13 protein-coding genes are annotated in these 15,150 nt (G+C 69.8%); 8 read left to right on the top strand and 5 right to left on the bottom strand.

Annotated elements, in window-relative coordinates; genetic code table 11:
* A partial coding sequence (locus tag IF00_RS46440; protein ID WP_209439770.1) for a hypothetical protein occupies positions 1 to 248 on the bottom strand: 248 nt, incomplete at its 3' end.
* Positions 249 to 616: 368 nt separating this feature from the next.
* Here IF00_RS46440 and IF00_RS0116965 point away from each other — a divergent pair.
* Together IF00_RS0116965 and IF00_RS0116970 are read left to right on the top strand one after the other, a co-directional pair.
* Positions 617 to 5,062 carry an FG-GAP-like repeat-containing protein gene (locus IF00_RS0116965; protein ID WP_158710472.1) on the top strand — a complete coding sequence of 1,482 codons (4,446 nt, stop codon included), beginning with the start codon at positions 617 to 619 and terminating at the stop codon, positions 5,060 to 5,062.
* A 391-nt stretch (positions 5,063 to 5,453) separates the two neighbouring features.
* On the top strand, positions 5,454 to 6,995 hold the full coding sequence (locus IF00_RS0116970; RefSeq protein ID WP_078944737.1) for a M4 family metallopeptidase: 1,542 nt from the start codon (positions 5,454 to 5,456) through the stop codon (positions 6,993 to 6,995).
* A 149-nt stretch (positions 6,996 to 7,144) separates the two neighbouring features.
* Here IF00_RS0116970 and IF00_RS0116975 read toward each other — a convergent pair whose 3' ends face one another.
* Both IF00_RS0116975 and IF00_RS45640 read right to left on the bottom strand, forming a co-directional pair.
* Positions 7,145 to 7,828, bottom strand: a complete 684-nt coding sequence (locus IF00_RS0116975; protein WP_030318896.1) for a maleylpyruvate isomerase N-terminal domain-containing protein — start codon at positions 7,826 to 7,828, stop codon at positions 7,145 to 7,147.
* 35 nt (positions 7,829 to 7,863) lie between these two features.
* Positions 7,864 to 8,019, bottom strand: coding sequence for a hypothetical protein (locus IF00_RS45640; protein WP_158710473.1), 156 nt, complete (start codon positions 8,017 to 8,019; stop codon positions 7,864 to 7,866).
* Positions 8,020 to 8,237: 218 nt separating this feature from the next.
* Between IF00_RS45640 and IF00_RS0116985 the strand changes: the two genes are divergently transcribed.
* The 4 genes from IF00_RS0116985 to IF00_RS0117000 all read left to right on the top strand — a co-directional run bounded on the left by IF00_RS0116985 (position 8,238) and on the right by IF00_RS0117000 (position 10,689).
* Positions 8,238 to 8,786: a GNAT family N-acetyltransferase gene (locus IF00_RS0116985; RefSeq protein ID WP_030318898.1), complete on the top strand. Its 549-nt coding sequence runs from the start codon at positions 8,238 to 8,240 to the stop codon at positions 8,784 to 8,786.
* Between the two features lie 11 nt (positions 8,787 to 8,797).
* Positions 8,798 to 9,463 carry a M15 family metallopeptidase gene (locus IF00_RS0116990; RefSeq protein WP_030318900.1) on the top strand — a complete coding sequence of 222 codons (666 nt, stop codon included), beginning with the start codon at positions 8,798 to 8,800 and terminating at the stop codon, positions 9,461 to 9,463.
* A gap of 204 nt (positions 9,464 to 9,667) precedes the next feature.
* Positions 9,668 to 9,994: a GYD domain-containing protein gene (locus IF00_RS0116995; RefSeq protein ID WP_030318902.1), complete on the top strand. Its 327-nt coding sequence runs from the start codon at positions 9,668 to 9,670 to the stop codon at positions 9,992 to 9,994.
* A gap of 152 nt (positions 9,995 to 10,146) precedes the next feature.
* Positions 10,147 to 10,689, top strand: a complete 543-nt coding sequence (locus IF00_RS0117000) for a GNAT family N-acetyltransferase (RefSeq protein WP_030318904.1) — start codon at positions 10,147 to 10,149, stop codon at positions 10,687 to 10,689.
* A gap of 131 nt (positions 10,690 to 10,820) precedes the next feature.
* Here the strand turns inward: IF00_RS0117000 and IF00_RS0117005 are convergent, their stop codons facing one another.
* Positions 10,821 to 13,283 carry a glycoside hydrolase family 9 protein gene (locus IF00_RS0117005; protein ID WP_245234547.1) on the bottom strand — a complete coding sequence of 821 codons (2,463 nt, stop codon included), beginning with the start codon at positions 13,281 to 13,283 and terminating at the stop codon, positions 10,821 to 10,823.
* 328 nt (positions 13,284 to 13,611) lie between these two features.
* On the opposite strand from IF00_RS0117005, the gene IF00_RS0117010 reads away from it, so the two are divergent.
* Complete coding sequence (locus IF00_RS0117010; protein WP_030318907.1) at positions 13,612 to 13,869, top strand: DUF6400 family protein; 258 nt, start codon at positions 13,612 to 13,614, stop codon at positions 13,867 to 13,869.
* Positions 13,853 to 14,083: a hypothetical protein gene (locus IF00_RS0117015; protein WP_030318909.1), complete on the top strand. Its 231-nt coding sequence runs from the start codon at positions 13,853 to 13,855 to the stop codon at positions 14,081 to 14,083. The genes IF00_RS0117010 and IF00_RS0117015 overlap by 17 nt, the downstream gene beginning before the upstream one ends.
* Before the next feature lie 2 nt (positions 14,084 to 14,085).
* Here the strand turns inward: IF00_RS0117015 and hypE are convergent, their stop codons facing one another.
* Entirely contained in the window at positions 14,086 to 15,126 is a 1,041-nt protein-coding gene (gene hypE, locus IF00_RS0117020) for a hydrogenase expression/formation protein HypE (RefSeq protein WP_106975829.1), read from the bottom strand.
* Positions 15,127 to 15,150 lie beyond the last annotated feature (24 nt).

Below are 15,150 nucleotides of genomic sequence, written 5' to 3' on the forward strand. Positions count from 1 at the left end.
CCCAGCGGCGTCCGCCCCGCCGAGACGCTCACCGTCTGCACGCCAGGCTGCGGCCACGCCGCACGGACGGGCGCCTTGACGATGCTGACGTCCGGACGCCTGGCTCCCCCCGCGCGAAGCGGTTCGACCGGTACCGGCTTCGGCTGCTTCAGACCGGGCAGCGAGGTGCTGATGCCCGGGTCCTGTTCTGTGAGTGCGACGGAGGTGGCCGGCAGCAGTCCCACTGCCATCACCGCGGACAATGCCACGGCCCACCCTCGCGTACGGAAATTGCACCGCAAGGTTCCGATGAGCCCTGTTACCGCACAGCTGTCCCACAGAGTCCCAGGTCGGGGCCGATCGGCGCATGGCATCCGAACCCTCCCGAGTTCCCCGATCTTGCCCGTCTTTACACCGTAAACACATGGCCTTTCCAGGCGCCTTATCAGGCCCGGCGCAATCGGAGCGGCCCTGTAGAGTCGAGCCACTTCGCGCGCACTGGAGCGATTTTCGGGCGCCAGGACGAGCGAAATCGGGACACAAGCAAGGGGAGGAATTAAGGCGTGTCCATGCCAGAAATAAAGGCTTCAGACGTGGCAGGGGGGCTGCGCTGATACCGGGCGTCCTGGCCGGCGCCATGATGACGTCCGTCATGGCGGCGGTGCCCGCAGGGGCCCTCGCCCCGCAGGCGCCCCCCGCGGCGGCCGCGAGCGCGCCGGTCGTGAACAACCCCGTGGCCGACGGCTCGCTGAGCGAGGAGGACTACGCGCTGCAGCAGGCCGCCACGACGGGACAGCCCTTCGAGGTCGTCTCCCGGCGGACCGAGAGCTCCGAGACCTGGGCACAGCCCGAGGGTTCGTTCAAGGTCACCGAACACGGCACGCCCGTACGGTTGTGGCGTGAGGGGGAATGGGTCGCCGCCGACCCGACCCTGGAGTTCGCCCCGGACGGGTCCGTGGTCACGAAGGCCACCGACATCGCCACGAAGTTCTCCGGCGGCGGGACCGCACCCCTGATCCAGGGCGCCATGAACGGCCGCACGCTGACACTGACCTGGCCGAACGCGCTGCCGAAGCCCACTCTGGACGGCAACGTCGCCACATACGCCGAGGTACTGCCGGGCGTCGACCTCCAGCTGAAGGCGGAGATCGAAGGCTTCTCCCAGGTCTTCGTCGTCAAGACACCACAGGCCGCGCAGAACGCAGAGCTCGCCCGGCTGCAGTTCGGTATCGCCGCAGACGGTCTGACGGTCGAGAAGGACGCCGAGACCGGGAGCCTGACGGCCAAGGACCCGGCCGGCCAGATCGTCTTCTCCAGCTCCGCCCCGATGATGTGGGACTCCACCACGACGACCAGCCAGCAGGCCGCGGCGACCACCCTGCGCGGCGCGATGGCGATGACGACCGAAGCCACGGCAACCGCCGGGGCGTCGGACGACGGTAGCGCCTTCGACCCGGGGCTGGGCGCGCAGGACGCCGTGATGCCCACCGAGCTGACGTCGGACACGCTCACCATCACTCCGGACCAGGAGCTCCTGACCGGCGCCGAGACGACCTACCCGGTCTACATCGACCCCAGCTGGGGCTTCGGCGACCGCCAGAAGTGGAACTGGACCCGCGTCTACAAGGCGTACCCGGGACAGTCGTTCTGGAACTCCAAGGATCCCGTCCGCGTGGGCTACGAGGCCCAGACCGGCGGCTCCGACCGCGTCTCACGGTCCTTCTTCCAACTCGACGTCTCGCACCTCAAGAACACCGAGGTCAAGTCCGCGACCTTCCGGGTGAAGAACACGTGGTCCTGGTCCTGCCAGGCCCGTGAGGTGCACCTGTACCCGACCGGCGCGATCAACTCCAAGACCAACTGGACCAACCAGCCGGGCAAGCTGACGAGCTCTCCTCTCGACACGGTGAACGACGCCAAGGGCTGGGTGCCTCCCTCGGGCTCCTCCTCGTCCTGCCCCGCCGGCAACCTCGAGTTCGACGCCACCAGCTGGGTCAGGACCAAGGCGTCCGAGGGCGCGGAGAGCATCTCCTTCGGTCTGTACGCCGACGAGAACGACACTTTCGGCTGGAAGAAGTTCGACCCCAAGACCGTCGTCCTCGAAACCGTCTACAACACGCCCCCGGAGCTTCCGGAGAAGCTCGGCACCAGCCCGGCCACCCCGTGCGCGAGCGGCGCGACCCTCGGCAACGCGACGGTCGGCCTGTACGCCACGATCAAGGATGCCGACTACGGCAACCTCAGTGCCGAGTTCGAGCTCTACGAGAACAAGGCCGGCAGCAGCACTCGCGTGTTCACCAAGACCGTCCCCGCACTCAACGGCCGAGTCGCCACACTGTCCGTGCCGGTGGCGCTGACCGTCGGGGGCACCGGTATCACGTACTCCTGGCGCGTGCGTGCCGTCGACTCCGACAAGGCGGAGTCGGCCTGGAAGAACGCTCCCTGCGCCTTCAAGTTGGACCGTCAGCGACCGGGCACCCCGCCCAAGATCGTTTCGCCCGTGGGTGCCGACGGCAAGCCCGTCTTCCCCTCGGGTGACGCGGGATGGCCGACGCCGACGGGGCCGGCCCGCCAGAAGGCGACCTTCACCTTCCAGCCGGTCGAGTCGGACGTCAAGAAGATCTACTGGTGGACCGACTCCGACCCGGACGTCAAGGAGGTGTCGCCAGCCGGCGGCGTCTACGCGGGCCTGGTGTCGATCCCGTCCTACGGCCCCCACATGATCTACGCATACAGCGTGGACGCGGCCGGCAATCGCTCCGACACCGCGACCTACCTCTACTACGCCAACAAGGACCAGGAGCGGGACGAGTCCAACGACGTCAACGGAGACCGCTTCAAGGACATCTGGAGCCCCGACGGCAACGGAACCCTGATCGCCTACACCGGCCACGGCGACCGAGCGTTCTCCACCATGAACGCCGCCTCCGGAGCGGCGACCTTCCCGGGTCAGCAGGTCTCCGCGGTCGGCGACTGGCAGGGAGACGGCTTCAACGACCTCCTCGCCCTCGTGCCCAACCCGAACCAGAACGGAGCCAAGGACCTCCAGGTCTACAAGAACAACGGCTCCGGGCTCGTCAACGCCGAGGAGGGCCCCCTGACCCTCCGGACGACATCGTCGACCCCCAACTACTGGTCCGCGGCCGACCAGGTCATCGGCGGCGACTTCGACGCGGACCCTGAGGCGGAGCCCGACGTCCTCGTCAAGACGGCCGACAAGCTGTGGTTCTACCGCGGCACCCGCGCCGCCACGATCGGCTTCGGCAGGAGCGGTGGCCTCGCCCTCGTCGGCGGCCCCGAATCGCAGTGGAACAAGTACACGATCGTCTCCACGGGCGACATCAACGGGGACGACCTGCCGGATCTGCTGCTGCGCGACGACGCCACCGGCGACCTCCTCCGCTCGTACGCCACTCCCGACCCCGCCAACCCGGGGAGGATGAACCTCGCCACGTGGGGAAGGAACCGAGTCAAGGTCGGCAGCGGTCTGACGAAGGCCCTGTACCCCCAGCTCGGCGTCTCCGGCGACCTCGACGGCGACGGCTCCGGCGACGGAATCGTCGACGGTGACGGGATCATGGACCTGTGGGCCCGCAAGGCCGACAACACCATGGTCGGCTGGCGCGGCAAGGGCACGCCGACCAACCTCACCGGGTTCGACGCCCCGTACGTCATCGACGGCATCACCGGCGGCATGCGCCTGGCGCCCAAGACCGTGATCGCCTCTGGTCACTCCGTCACGGCCCAGTCCTCGACCCTGACCATGGGACTCGACGGCAAACTGTCCATCGCGAACAAGGCCGGCGCCAAGGTCTGGAGCAGCGCAGCAGGAACGCCCGGTTCCTTCGCCCGCGTCGAGAACAACGGCAACCTCTCCGTCTGCGACGCCGACAACAGCTGCCCGTGGACCACGGGCGCCGTCAACCTCGGGGAAGGCTTCGCCGTCCTCAAGGACTCCGGCGACCTCGTCGTCTACAACGACAAGAGCCAGGCCCTCTGGTCCAGCGGCACCTCCGTCCGCCACGACCACAACCGCGACGGCCGCAGCGACATGGCCAACTGGTACGACTACTACGACGGCCACGACTCGGTGCACGTCTTCACCCCGGCCTCCAACGGCAAGTTCGAGACGTCGCCCCGTGCGGGTTGGTCCGTCCCCGCCGGCGAGTTCTACTCGGAGCACATGAAGCGCGTCACCGGTGACTTCAACGGTGACGGCGTGGGCGATCTCGCCAGCATCTACGGTTACAGCGACGGGCGCGTCTCGCTGTTCACCTGGCTGGGCAAGGGCGACGGCACGTTCGGCAGCGCGACGAGGTCCTGGACCGCCGATCCCGGCCACTGGTACTTCGAGAACATGACCCCGTACAGCGGCGACTTCAACGGCGACGGGCGCGACGACCTCGCGGTCTGGTACGACTACTCGGACACCACCGACACCCTCTTCACGTTCACCACCACGGTCACCGGCACGTTCAACCACCCGGTGCAGTACTGGCGCGGCCTCACCGGCTGGGAGCAGTCCCGCGCGAAGACCGTCAGCGGTGACTTCAACGGCGACGGACGCGACGACCTCGCGACCTTCTACCACCTGCCGGACGGAAGCGAGAAGATCCGCATCTTCTCGGCCACGGTGAACAGCACCTTCGTCCCCGCCGACAAGTGGAGTGCCACCACCTGGGGAGACTGGAACCGCACCACGATCCACGCGGGCGACTTCAACGGTGACGGACGCGACGACGTGGCCGCCTGGTACGACTACGCGGACGGCACCGACGGCATCCACATCTGGACGAGCACGGTGGCCGGTGGTCTGGCGAACGCATACCCGGCGTGGACCGGCGCCAAGGACTTCATGTTCCGCGGGAACATCAAGCTCGTCACCGGCGACTACAACGGTGACGGGAAGGACGAGTTCGCCGGCCTGTACGGGTACGACGTCGCACCGAACACGGGGGCCGTACGCACGTTCACCTGGCTGGCGAACGCCTCCAACAAGCTCGACGCTCCCATGGACAGCTGGTACGCCGCCCCGGGCAACTGGAGCTTCGACCGGGTGACGTTCTTCGAGAAGCAGCTCTGACACCCATCACACGGTGTCCGTACGATCCCTCGCCCCCGTCCCGCAGCCAGCGGGACGGGGGCGAGGCGCTTCCGTCGCGACCTGCGGCCCCCGTCCCTGCCCCTGCCCCTGCCCCTGCCCCTGCCGGGAGGAACGGGCCGGCTCCCGAGGAGGATCGGGCCGACGGAGCGGTCAACTGGCCGCATAGCGGACACGGTTCTCTGTCCTTCGGACAACAGATGGTCAAATCCTTGTTGCATACCTGTCAAACGGGCTCTTTCGCTGGCACGCTCGCAGCCGCACCACACCCCCCACGATCCCCACGCTTTTCAGCGAAGGAGCCCGCGTGACCCGCCAGCAGTCCTCGCACCGCCGCACCGCCACCGCCGCCGCCCTGATCGCATCGGCCGCCATGGTCGTCGTCGGAGTCCAGACCGGATCCGCCAGCGCCGATGTCCAGCGCGAAGCCGGCGCGACCGCGCTCGTGCTCTCCGGCACCCAGCGTGCCGCCGCCGTCCAGGAGGCCCAGGCAGGAGCCGCCGCCACGGCCAGGGCCATCGGCCTCTCCGGCCAGGAGAAGCTCCTCGTCCGGGATGTCGTCAAGGACGCCGACGGCACGGTGCACACGCGGTACGAGCGCACCTACGAGGGTCTCCCCGTCCTCGGCGGCGACCTCGTCGTGCACCAGAAGAAGAACGGCACCCGCGCCACCACCAAGGCGACCAACGCCCGTATAGCCGTGGCGAGCACGGCCCCGTCGGTCACGGCCACCACCGCGGGCAAGGCCGCCGCGGCCTCCTCCGACGCGCGGTCCGCCGCCCCCGCCTCGTCCCGCAAGGTGATCTGGGCGGCCACCGGCAAGCCGACGCTCGCCTGGGAGACGACCGTCACGGGCGTCCAGGCCGACGGCACCCCGAGCGAGCGTCACGTCATCACCGACGCGACCTCGGGCAAGGAGCTGTACTCCTACGAAGCGATCGAGACGGGCACCGGCAACACCCAGTACAGCGGCCAGGTCACACTCGGCACGGCGCCCTCGTACACCCTGACGGACACCGCGCGGGGCGGCCACAAGACGTACGACCTGAACGGTGGCACCAACGGCACCGGGTCCCTGTTCACCAACGGCACGGACACCTGGGGCAACGGCCTCGCGACGAACCGGGAGACCGCCGCCGCGGACGCCCACTACGGCGCGGCCGTCACCTGGGACTTCTACAAGAACGAGCTCGGCCGCAACGGCATCCGCGGTGACGGTGTCGCCGCCTACTCCCGCGTCCACTACGGCAACGCGTACGTCAACGCCTTCTGGTCGGACTCCTGCTTCTGCATGACGTACGGCGACGGAGCCGGCAACCTCAAGCCGCTGACCTCCCTCGACGTCGCCGGCCACGAGATGTCCCACGGCCTGACCGCCTCCACCGCCGGCCTGCGCTACAGCAAGGAGTCGGGCGGCCTCAACGAGGCCACCTCCGACATCCTCGGCACCTCGGTCGAGTTCTACGCGGCCAACACCACGGACGCCGGCGACTACCTCATCGGCGAGAAGATCGACATCCGCGGCAACGGCACCCCGCTCCGCTACATGGACAAGCCGAGCCGCGACGGCAACTCCGCCGACTACTGGTCCAGCAGCGTCGGCCGCCTCGACGTCCACTACTCCTCGGGCCCGGCCAACCACTTCTTCTTCCTGCTGTCCGAGGGCAGCGGCGCCAAGACGATCAACGGCGTCTCCTACAACTCCCCCACCAGCGACGGCTCCACCCTCACGGGCATCGGCCGCACCAAGGCCTACAAGATCTGGTACAAGGCCCTCGCCACCTACATGACCTCCTCCACCAACTACGCCGGCGCACGCACGGCGACCCTGTCCGCGGCCACCGACCTCTACGGCGCGGGCAGCGCCGAGTACACCGCGGTCGCCAAGGCCTGGACGGCGATCAACGTCAAGTAACACCTGGTGGGTCGCCCGGCACGCACGAAGCCGGGCGGCCCGCCCACCCCCTGCTCGTCATCCGAACCGGATGATCCGCTGGACGTGGCGGATACGGGACTCGCAGACCGAGCGATCGCCGGTTGCGCGGGGTACGGGCAGGTGCGAGGTCAGCCCAGGGCGATCCAGCGGACGCCGAGCTGTTCGATCTGTGCGGCCTCCGCTTCGTTCAACGGCTCGCGGCCCGTGGCCCTGCGCAGGAAATGAGGACGGCTCCACCCCAGCCTGTCGGCCGCCGCGGCGTGCTCCGGGCCGAGGAGCAGCTCCGTCACGGCGTCACCGGCCGCCGGGGTGAGCCAGGCTTCGCGTCCGAGTGCGTCGGCCAGGTCGAGGCCGTGGACGGCGACCTCCACGACACGGGTGAGGAGGAACTCCGACAGGAACATGGCGTCGCCATGGCGTGTCCGGACAGTCCGAGCGTGTGCTTGGGTCCGGCACAGCCTGTCGCATCGCCGCCACGTCGCGGCGAAGTCCTCGGCGAAGGCGGCGCCGTCGACGGGTCCCGCCGCCCGGTCCTGGGCCAAGGCGATCCGCATGGCATTGGTCCGGGCTGAGAAGCGGTCGTCCGGACGGTAGTACTCCACCGCGGAGGTCTCCGCTTCGTCGGGTGCCGGAGCGTCCAGCATGGCCGGGAGCCAGTCGATCACCACGGCAACGTGCCCGAGCAGGTCGCGTACGGTCCACGGTGTGCAGCGTGTCGGGAGGTTCCACGCAGCCTCGGAGAGTCCGGCCACAGCGCCGCTGAGGGCTCCGCATTCCTGCCGGAAGGCTTCGAGCACCAGGTCGTGGTCCACGCCGTGCCGCCCTCCGTCCGTTCGGCGCAGCACGCTCACTTCGCCGTCCCGTCGAATCGACGACGCGGGCCGGCTGCCGACCGGAGCCCGCTCCACGGATGGACGCCGTAGCCGTCCTGCCCGATGAACTCCCTCTCGTACAGGTCGAGATCCTCGGCGGTGACATGACGCAGGGCGATCTCATCCGACATGGAACGGCTCCAGATTCTCTCGGCCGGGCGGTTCGCACCCTCGTGACGGCCGTACGGACAACGGCTTCCCGCTTCGCACTTCTCAGATCATCGACACGCGCGCCGCGGTGGTCCCGGTTGCAGACTGCTGGAAAAAGATCACCACGGCCTGATCACCACGGCGGATCCGGGCTTCTTCGCCGATCGTTCTGACGGGGCGTGCGCTAGGGTTCCGGGCCATGATCGAACCTGGAACCTTCGCCTGGCCACCCGCCCCGATAGCGACCGAACGGCTCGTGCTCCGCGAGTCCGAGCCACGGGACCGGGCGGCGTTCGTCGAGCTGTTCGCCTCACCGGATGTGGGCACCTACATCGGTGGCGCCCAGCCCCGCGAAGAACTCGAGCGCGCGATGCCCGACGCACCTGGCCGACGTCCCGGCTGTTTCGTGGTCGAACTCGACGGAACGATGATCGGCATGATCACCTTCGACCCCCGCGGTACCGAGCGCCCGGGGCATGTCCGCCCCGAGGCCGGTGAGGCCGAGCTCGGTTACCTGTTCCTGCGGGCGGCATGGGGACGCGGTTATGCCTTCGAGGCGTGCGCGGCGGCACTCGACTGGTTCACCGGCGCACGTCCCGGCGAACCCGTGGTGCTCTCCACCCAGAGCGCCAACGACCGCGCCATGCGCCTCGCGGCGAAGCTGGGCTTCACCGAGGTCGAGCGGTTCGAGGAGTACGGCGCCGACCAGTGGTTCGGCGTGCGTCCCCCGGCCACGCGGGCCGGATGAAGGGCAACGCCGTGAACGAGATCGTGCTGATGTCGGATCCGAGGGTCGCCGCCATACCTGTGATCGAGTCCGGGGAACGTCTCGTGGACGTCCGCATCGGCGGCCGGCTGCTCGTCGACACCCGCAAGCAGGACCCGGCGGACGCCTTCGCCCACCTGCGGGAAGGTGTGCTGGAGCGGCTGCTCACGGCGCAGACGCTGCTTCCGGCGGGCATGCGGCTGCTGTTCGTCGAGGGCTACCGGCCCCCTTCTCTCCAGCAGGAGTACTTCGAGGAGTACGCCGGCCGGCTGCGAGCCGACAACCCCGGGTGGTCCTCCCATCAGATCCACTCGGCGGCGAGCAGATACGTGTCACCCCCCGACATCGCGCCGCACAGCGCCGGCGCGGCGGTCGACCTCACCCTCGCCGATGCCGACGGGTACGAGCTGGACCTCGGCACGCGCATGAACGCGGACCCGGAGGAGAGCGCGGGCGCCTGCTACACCCACGCCACGAACATCACCGACGAGGCCCGCGCCCACCGGAAGCTGCTGTGCACGGTGCTCACGGCCGCGGGGCTGGTGAACTATCCCACGGAGTGGTGGCACTGGTCCTTCGGGGACCGTTACGCGGCCTTGACGGCAGGCGAAGCCGCGGCCCTCTACGGTCCGAAGGAGCTCGACGCGAGACGCGGCTGACCGGTGCCCGGTGCCTGTGAACCGGGCGGTGAGCCGGCGCTGCTCGGCCCCCCTTACCCCCTACCGGGTGAAGAGCAGCGCCACCAAGCCGCCTGGTGTGGCCGTCACGGTCGTCGTCCCCGGCCGTTCAGGGGACACACGGGCCGCATCCGGGGCGTTTCCCGCCGCGCCGGGCATCCCTTGGTGGAACGAAAGGGAAACGTGATGCCGCTCTATCTTTCGAGGTTCAGCTACACACCGGAGACCTGGGCGAGGCTGACCGGCCACCCCGAGGACCGCGCGAAGGCCGCTCAGGCGTACATCGAGTCCGTCGGCGGGAAGCTCCACGGCTTCTGGTACGCCTTCGGCACGCACGACGGCTACAACCTGTGGGAGGCCCCTGACAACGTGTCCATGGCCGCGGTCGCGCTGGCGATCAGCGGCGGTGGCGCGCTCAGCTCGTTCGAGACGACAGTCCTCCTGACCGTCGACGAGACCATGGATGCGCTGCGCAAGGCCGAACGGGTCCAGTACCGGGCGCCGGGTGCGTAGCGTCCAGGCCGACGCGATCTCCGGTGACGTGACGAGGCCTGCCCCGTGGGCAATTGAGTCGCGCGTGAGCCGCCCCGCGATCTACCCTCGCGGCCATGGCGTCTCCCGGTGTACTCGAAGACTCCCGGAACGATCCCGGTGGTGCCGGACTCGTGATCCGGCGAGAGACCGCTGACGATCACCGAGATGTGCGCGAGGTTCATACGCGCGCGTTCGGTGACAGCGATCGGGTTCCCGGGCTCGTGGAGGCACTTCGCGTCGCGGAGGCCGCATGGGCGCCGATGTCCTTCGTGGCCGTCGTCGATGACCAGGTCGTCGGGCATGTCCTGCTGAGTGCGACGCGGTTGGACGCCCCGCGCCGGATCGTGGACGTCCTGTCGCTGTCACCACTGGGCGTGGTCCCCGAGTTCCAGCGGCGGGGCATCGGTACACAGCTCATCGCCCACGCCCTCCAGGCGGCCGACAGCCAGGGTGTGCCCTTGGTGTTCCTGGAGGGTTCGCCGCACTACTACGGCACGCGCGGCTTCGAGGGAGCCGGTGCGGTGGGCTTTCGCTCGCCGTCGCTGCGTATTCCTGAAGCCGCTTTTCAGGTCGCCCGGTTGTCCGCTCACGAGCCGTGGATGACGGGCACCTTCGTCTACTCCGAGGCTTTCTGGGCCTTCGACTGCGTCGGCCTGCGCGACCCCGAGGCCTGAACCGAAGGGCTACCCGACCTCCCGGCGGCCCGGCGACCCGATGCGGTGATCGAAAAGAGCGCCGATTCACTCCAGCTGATCTCCGGCACCGGAGCCGCCGCCGGCAGAGGCCGGCGGCGGACTCATGCGCCTCAGGAGCAGATCGCACCGTTCAAGGCGAACCGTGCGGGTGCCGCGTTCACACCCGCGTACGTCGCCTGGAACCCGAAGGAAGCGCTCGCGCCTGCCGCCAGCGTGCCGTTCCACCCGGCGTCCCGGGCGGTCACGGTGCTGCCCGACTGACTCACCGTGGCGTTCCAGGCGCTGCTGATCCTCTGGTCACCCGTGAAGGCCCACCCGAGGATCCAGCCGGAGATCGCCGAGGCGCCGGTGTTCTTCACGGCCACTGTGGCCGTGAAGCCGTTGCCCCACGAGTTCTCCACCCGGTACGTCACCGCGCAGGACGCCGTGGGCGGCGCGACGTCGTCGTCGGCCTCCGTCGCGGTGAAGGTCGCCGCCGATACGCCGGTGCCACCGGCGGTGAACGTCGCGCTGCCCGCGACCGTGTCGCCGTCCTGCGCGGCGGACACGGAAACCTGCTGCGCGGCGGCCCAGTCGGCGGGCGTGAAGACGAGCGTCGAGCCCGTGGTCGCGGTGAGGTCCTGGTCGCCCGCGGCGCGGGACACCGTCACCGTGACGCTCTGCGCGGGCGCGGCCGACAGCCGTACGCTCACGGAGGCGGCGCCGCCTTCAGGCACGGTCACCGCGGCGGGCGCCACCTGCACCGCGGGTGTCGCCGGAAGGCCGCGCCGCTCCGCGGCGAACGCCGCCAGCCACGCCAGCGAGGAGTTCCAGTTGATCGCCACCTCGTTGGTGGAGTACGAACCGATGTCGTCGATGTAGCAGGCCGCCGGGGCGCAGCCGTTCAGACGCTCCTTCGCCACCGGGTCGTCGAGCCCGGCGTTCGGCCCGCCGGCGAAGGAGCCGGCCGGCGGGTGGGGCAGGGAGGCGTCGTTCTGACGGGCCCAGAAGCGGTGGTGCTGGTTCTCGGAGGCGCGTTCGCCGTAGCCGGTGACGTAGGAGTGGTCCAGGGCGTTGCGTCCCAGCAGGTAGTCGAGCGACTCCAGGGCGCCCGCGCGGTAGCGCTGTGCACCGGTGATCTCGTAGGCGACGGCGAGGGTCATCGCGTTGTTGGCGACAGCGCTGTTGGATCCCCACCCGTATCCCGTGACGGGGATCGGCACCGCGTAGCCCCCTGCGGCCATGGTGGAAAGGTGCCCGTCGGCGGCGGCGGTCAGCAGGCCGCGTACACGGGTCAGGTCGTCGGCGGGCAGGGTCACCCCGGGGACGGTGGCGAGGGTGATCCGCCCGAGGGTGCCCGTGCCTCCCCACCAGAACGCGTCCGCGGGCTTCGTGTGGTGCGGAGAGGTGGTCACGGCGTCCCGGTACCGCGTCTCGCCGGTGGTGGCGAGCAGTTCGGCCGCGGCCCAGTAGAACTCGTCCGAGACGTCCGCGTCCTCGTACGCCCCGCCTCCGGCGTTGTCGGTCGCCGGGGCGAGCGCGTTCGGGTCGGCCTCGGCCGCCGTCCAGGCCCGGCGCGCGGCGTCCAGACAGCGGGTGGCGAACGCGGAGTCGTAGGGTGCGTACACCCGGGCGCACTGGGCGGCCGTGGCCGCCAGATTCAGCGTGGCGGCCGTGGACGGACGGTTCAACTCGCGCTGCTTCTCGTCGAGTTCGGGACGTGTGGGGAGGCCGGTCCACTCGGTGTCATGCATCTTGTGGAAGGCCATGCCGGCTGACGGCTTGCCTGCCGGGACCTGCATCCGCATCAGGAACTCCAGCTCCCAGCGGGCTTCGTCCAGCACGTCCGGCACTCCGTTGCCGCGCTCGGGCACCCGCAGGGTCGCATCGCCGAGTGCGGCGTCGCCGCCCGAGCGACGGGCCCGCTCGAAGGAGTTGACCACCTGCCAGGTCGCGATCCCGCCGTTGACCACGTACTTGCCCTGGTCGCCCGCGTCGTACCAGCCGCCGCGGACGTCCAGCCGGTAGTCGCACACTCCGGCCTGGCAAGGCACGCTGGTGTCGCCCTTGTTCGGTGCCACACCCAGGTGGCCGGCGGGGCGGGCGTACTCGCCGCCCACCAGACCGGCGTCGATCGCGATGCCGCTGCGCTGCTGATAGAAGAACGACATGCTGTCGGTGCGCAAGCCGTCGTACAGCGCGGCGGAGATGTCGAACGGGTGACTGGTCTGTCCACTGACGACCAGGGTGAAGCCTGACCCTGTGCCGGTGTAGCCGCCGAAGTCCACCAGGTGCGTCGACTGGCCGGACGCCTGGTCGGCGCCTCTCACCGTGGTCGTACCCGACGAGACCTGCGCGCCGGTCGCGTCGCGAAGCTGCCAGGCGAGCGGAGCGGTGGCCGAGCTGATCAGGGTGGCCCGCTTCGGCCCGTCCGGCAGGTAGCCGAGCTGGTTGACCCGGACGGGGAAGTCGGCGGGCGCCGCGAGGACCGCACCGCTGTCCGCGCCGGTGGTGTCCGCCGCGGAGGCGGTGGTGGCCAGGGTGCCGGCGGCCAGGGCGAGACCGGTGAGCACGACGGTGGCGCGACGTAACACGCCGGGGAGGATGACAGGAGGCAAGGGTGGGGGCCTTCCACGAAGGGGAGCAGATCGATGGGAGCGCTCCCATCAATTCATGAAGCCAGCGTTGCAGGTGTCCCGTCAAGAGACCTGCAGGGAAAGAGTGTCGATCGGGCCGAGCCACCGCGCCAGGCCCGGATGCCGCCTTGGGTCGGCTCCCGTGAAACGCCGGGCAGCGCCTCCGCGTGTTCGGCATGAGGTGTGCCACAACGACCACCGAAGGCAGGTCAGGCGCTTCCGAACGCGGCGGCCGCTCTGGTAGAGCTGGTGGCGTACGTGTTCGATTCCCCCTGAAAGCCCAGCTATGAACCACGGCCCAGACCCTCGTTCCGCCCTGGTCGACTTCAGCATCGACCTCACCGCCGAAGAGGCACGCCGGCGTGTCGAAGTCGTGGCGGCCCTCGGGCCCGACTGGGACCCCGTGGCCGTGCTGCGCGAGGAGGAGGCGGCACACGCCCTGCTGTACTCGGGCCTGGACGAGGAGCAGCAGAGGATCCACGCGATGCTGGTCGCGGCCGGGGTCCTGCCCGGGGAGGTGCCGGGCCGTGCGTCTTCCGCTTGATCCCCACGCCGACCTGGCCCGGCGGGCCTGGGTCGCGTGCCCCGGCTGCGACGACGCCCGCGACTGCGGAACCTGCCTGGACCGCCGGAACTGCCGGAGCCATTGGCGCTATCTGATCGGGAACGACGGGCACCGGGTCCACCTGCAGTGCCCGAACTGCACGCACATGTGGACCCTCGACACCTCCCGTGAGCGACGCGGCCGCCGGGCCTGAGCTCAGCAGATCCGCGGCAGCTGCTCTCCCAGCGGCAGGTCCACGACCCGGGTACCGCCGAGTCCGGTACGAGCCACCACCATGCCGGGATGGGTCTCGACCGCCTCGCCGATCACCGCTGCCCCGCTACCCGAGGGGTGGGCGCGCATCGCGGCGAGTACGGCGTCCGCGTGCTCTCGCGGGACGAAGGCCACGAGCTTCCCCTCGTTCGCCACGTACATGGGGTCGAGGCCGAGCACCGCGCAGGCGTTGGCGACCGCTTCGGGGATCGGAACGGCCCGCTCCTGGATGACGACACCCGTGCCCGAGGCGGCCGCGATCTCGTTCAGCGAGGCGGCCAGGCCTCCGCGTGTGGGGTCGCGCAGCACATGCAGGTCCCGCGTGACGGCGAGCATCGCCTCGACGAGGCCACCGAGCGGTGCGCAGTCACTGGTGATCTCGACACCGAATTCGAGACCCTCCCGCACACTCATGATGGCCACGCCGTGCATACCGATCGGGCCGCTCACGATGACGACGTCTCCGGGCACCACCCGTTGTGGACGCAGGTCGACTCCGTCGGGGATCAGCCCGACCCCCGAGGTGTTGAGGTAGATGCCGTCGCCGTGACCGGCCTCCACGACCTTGGTGTCGCCGGTGACGACCTGAACGCCGGCCAAGCGCGCCGCCGCACCGAGGGCCTGCGCCACACGGGCGACCACGTGGGTCTCGACGCCTTCCTCCAGGATGAACCCGCAGGAGAGGTGGCTCGCCCGGGCGCCGATCATGGCGAGGTCGTTCACGGTGCCGTTGACGGCGAGGTCGCCGATACTGCCGCCCGGGAAGAACAGCGGGCGCACCACGAAGGAGTCCGTGGAGAACGCCAGGCGGGCGCCGCCGATGCGGAGCTCGGCGGCGTCGGCGGTGTGGGCGAGGGCCGGTCCGCCGTACGCGGGCGCGAAGACGTGCTCGATCAGCTCGGCGGACAGCGCGCCTCCGCCGCCGTGGCCCATGACGATGCGTGACTGGTCGCGCAGGGGCGCCGGGCAGGTCCAGGCGAGCATGTCGGGTGCCGGCTGTGCGGCGTC

This window comes from Streptomyces flavochromogenes (genome assembly GCF_000717595.1).
Lineage (GTDB): Bacteria > Actinomycetota > Actinomycetes > Streptomycetales > Streptomycetaceae > Streptomyces > Streptomyces flavochromogenes.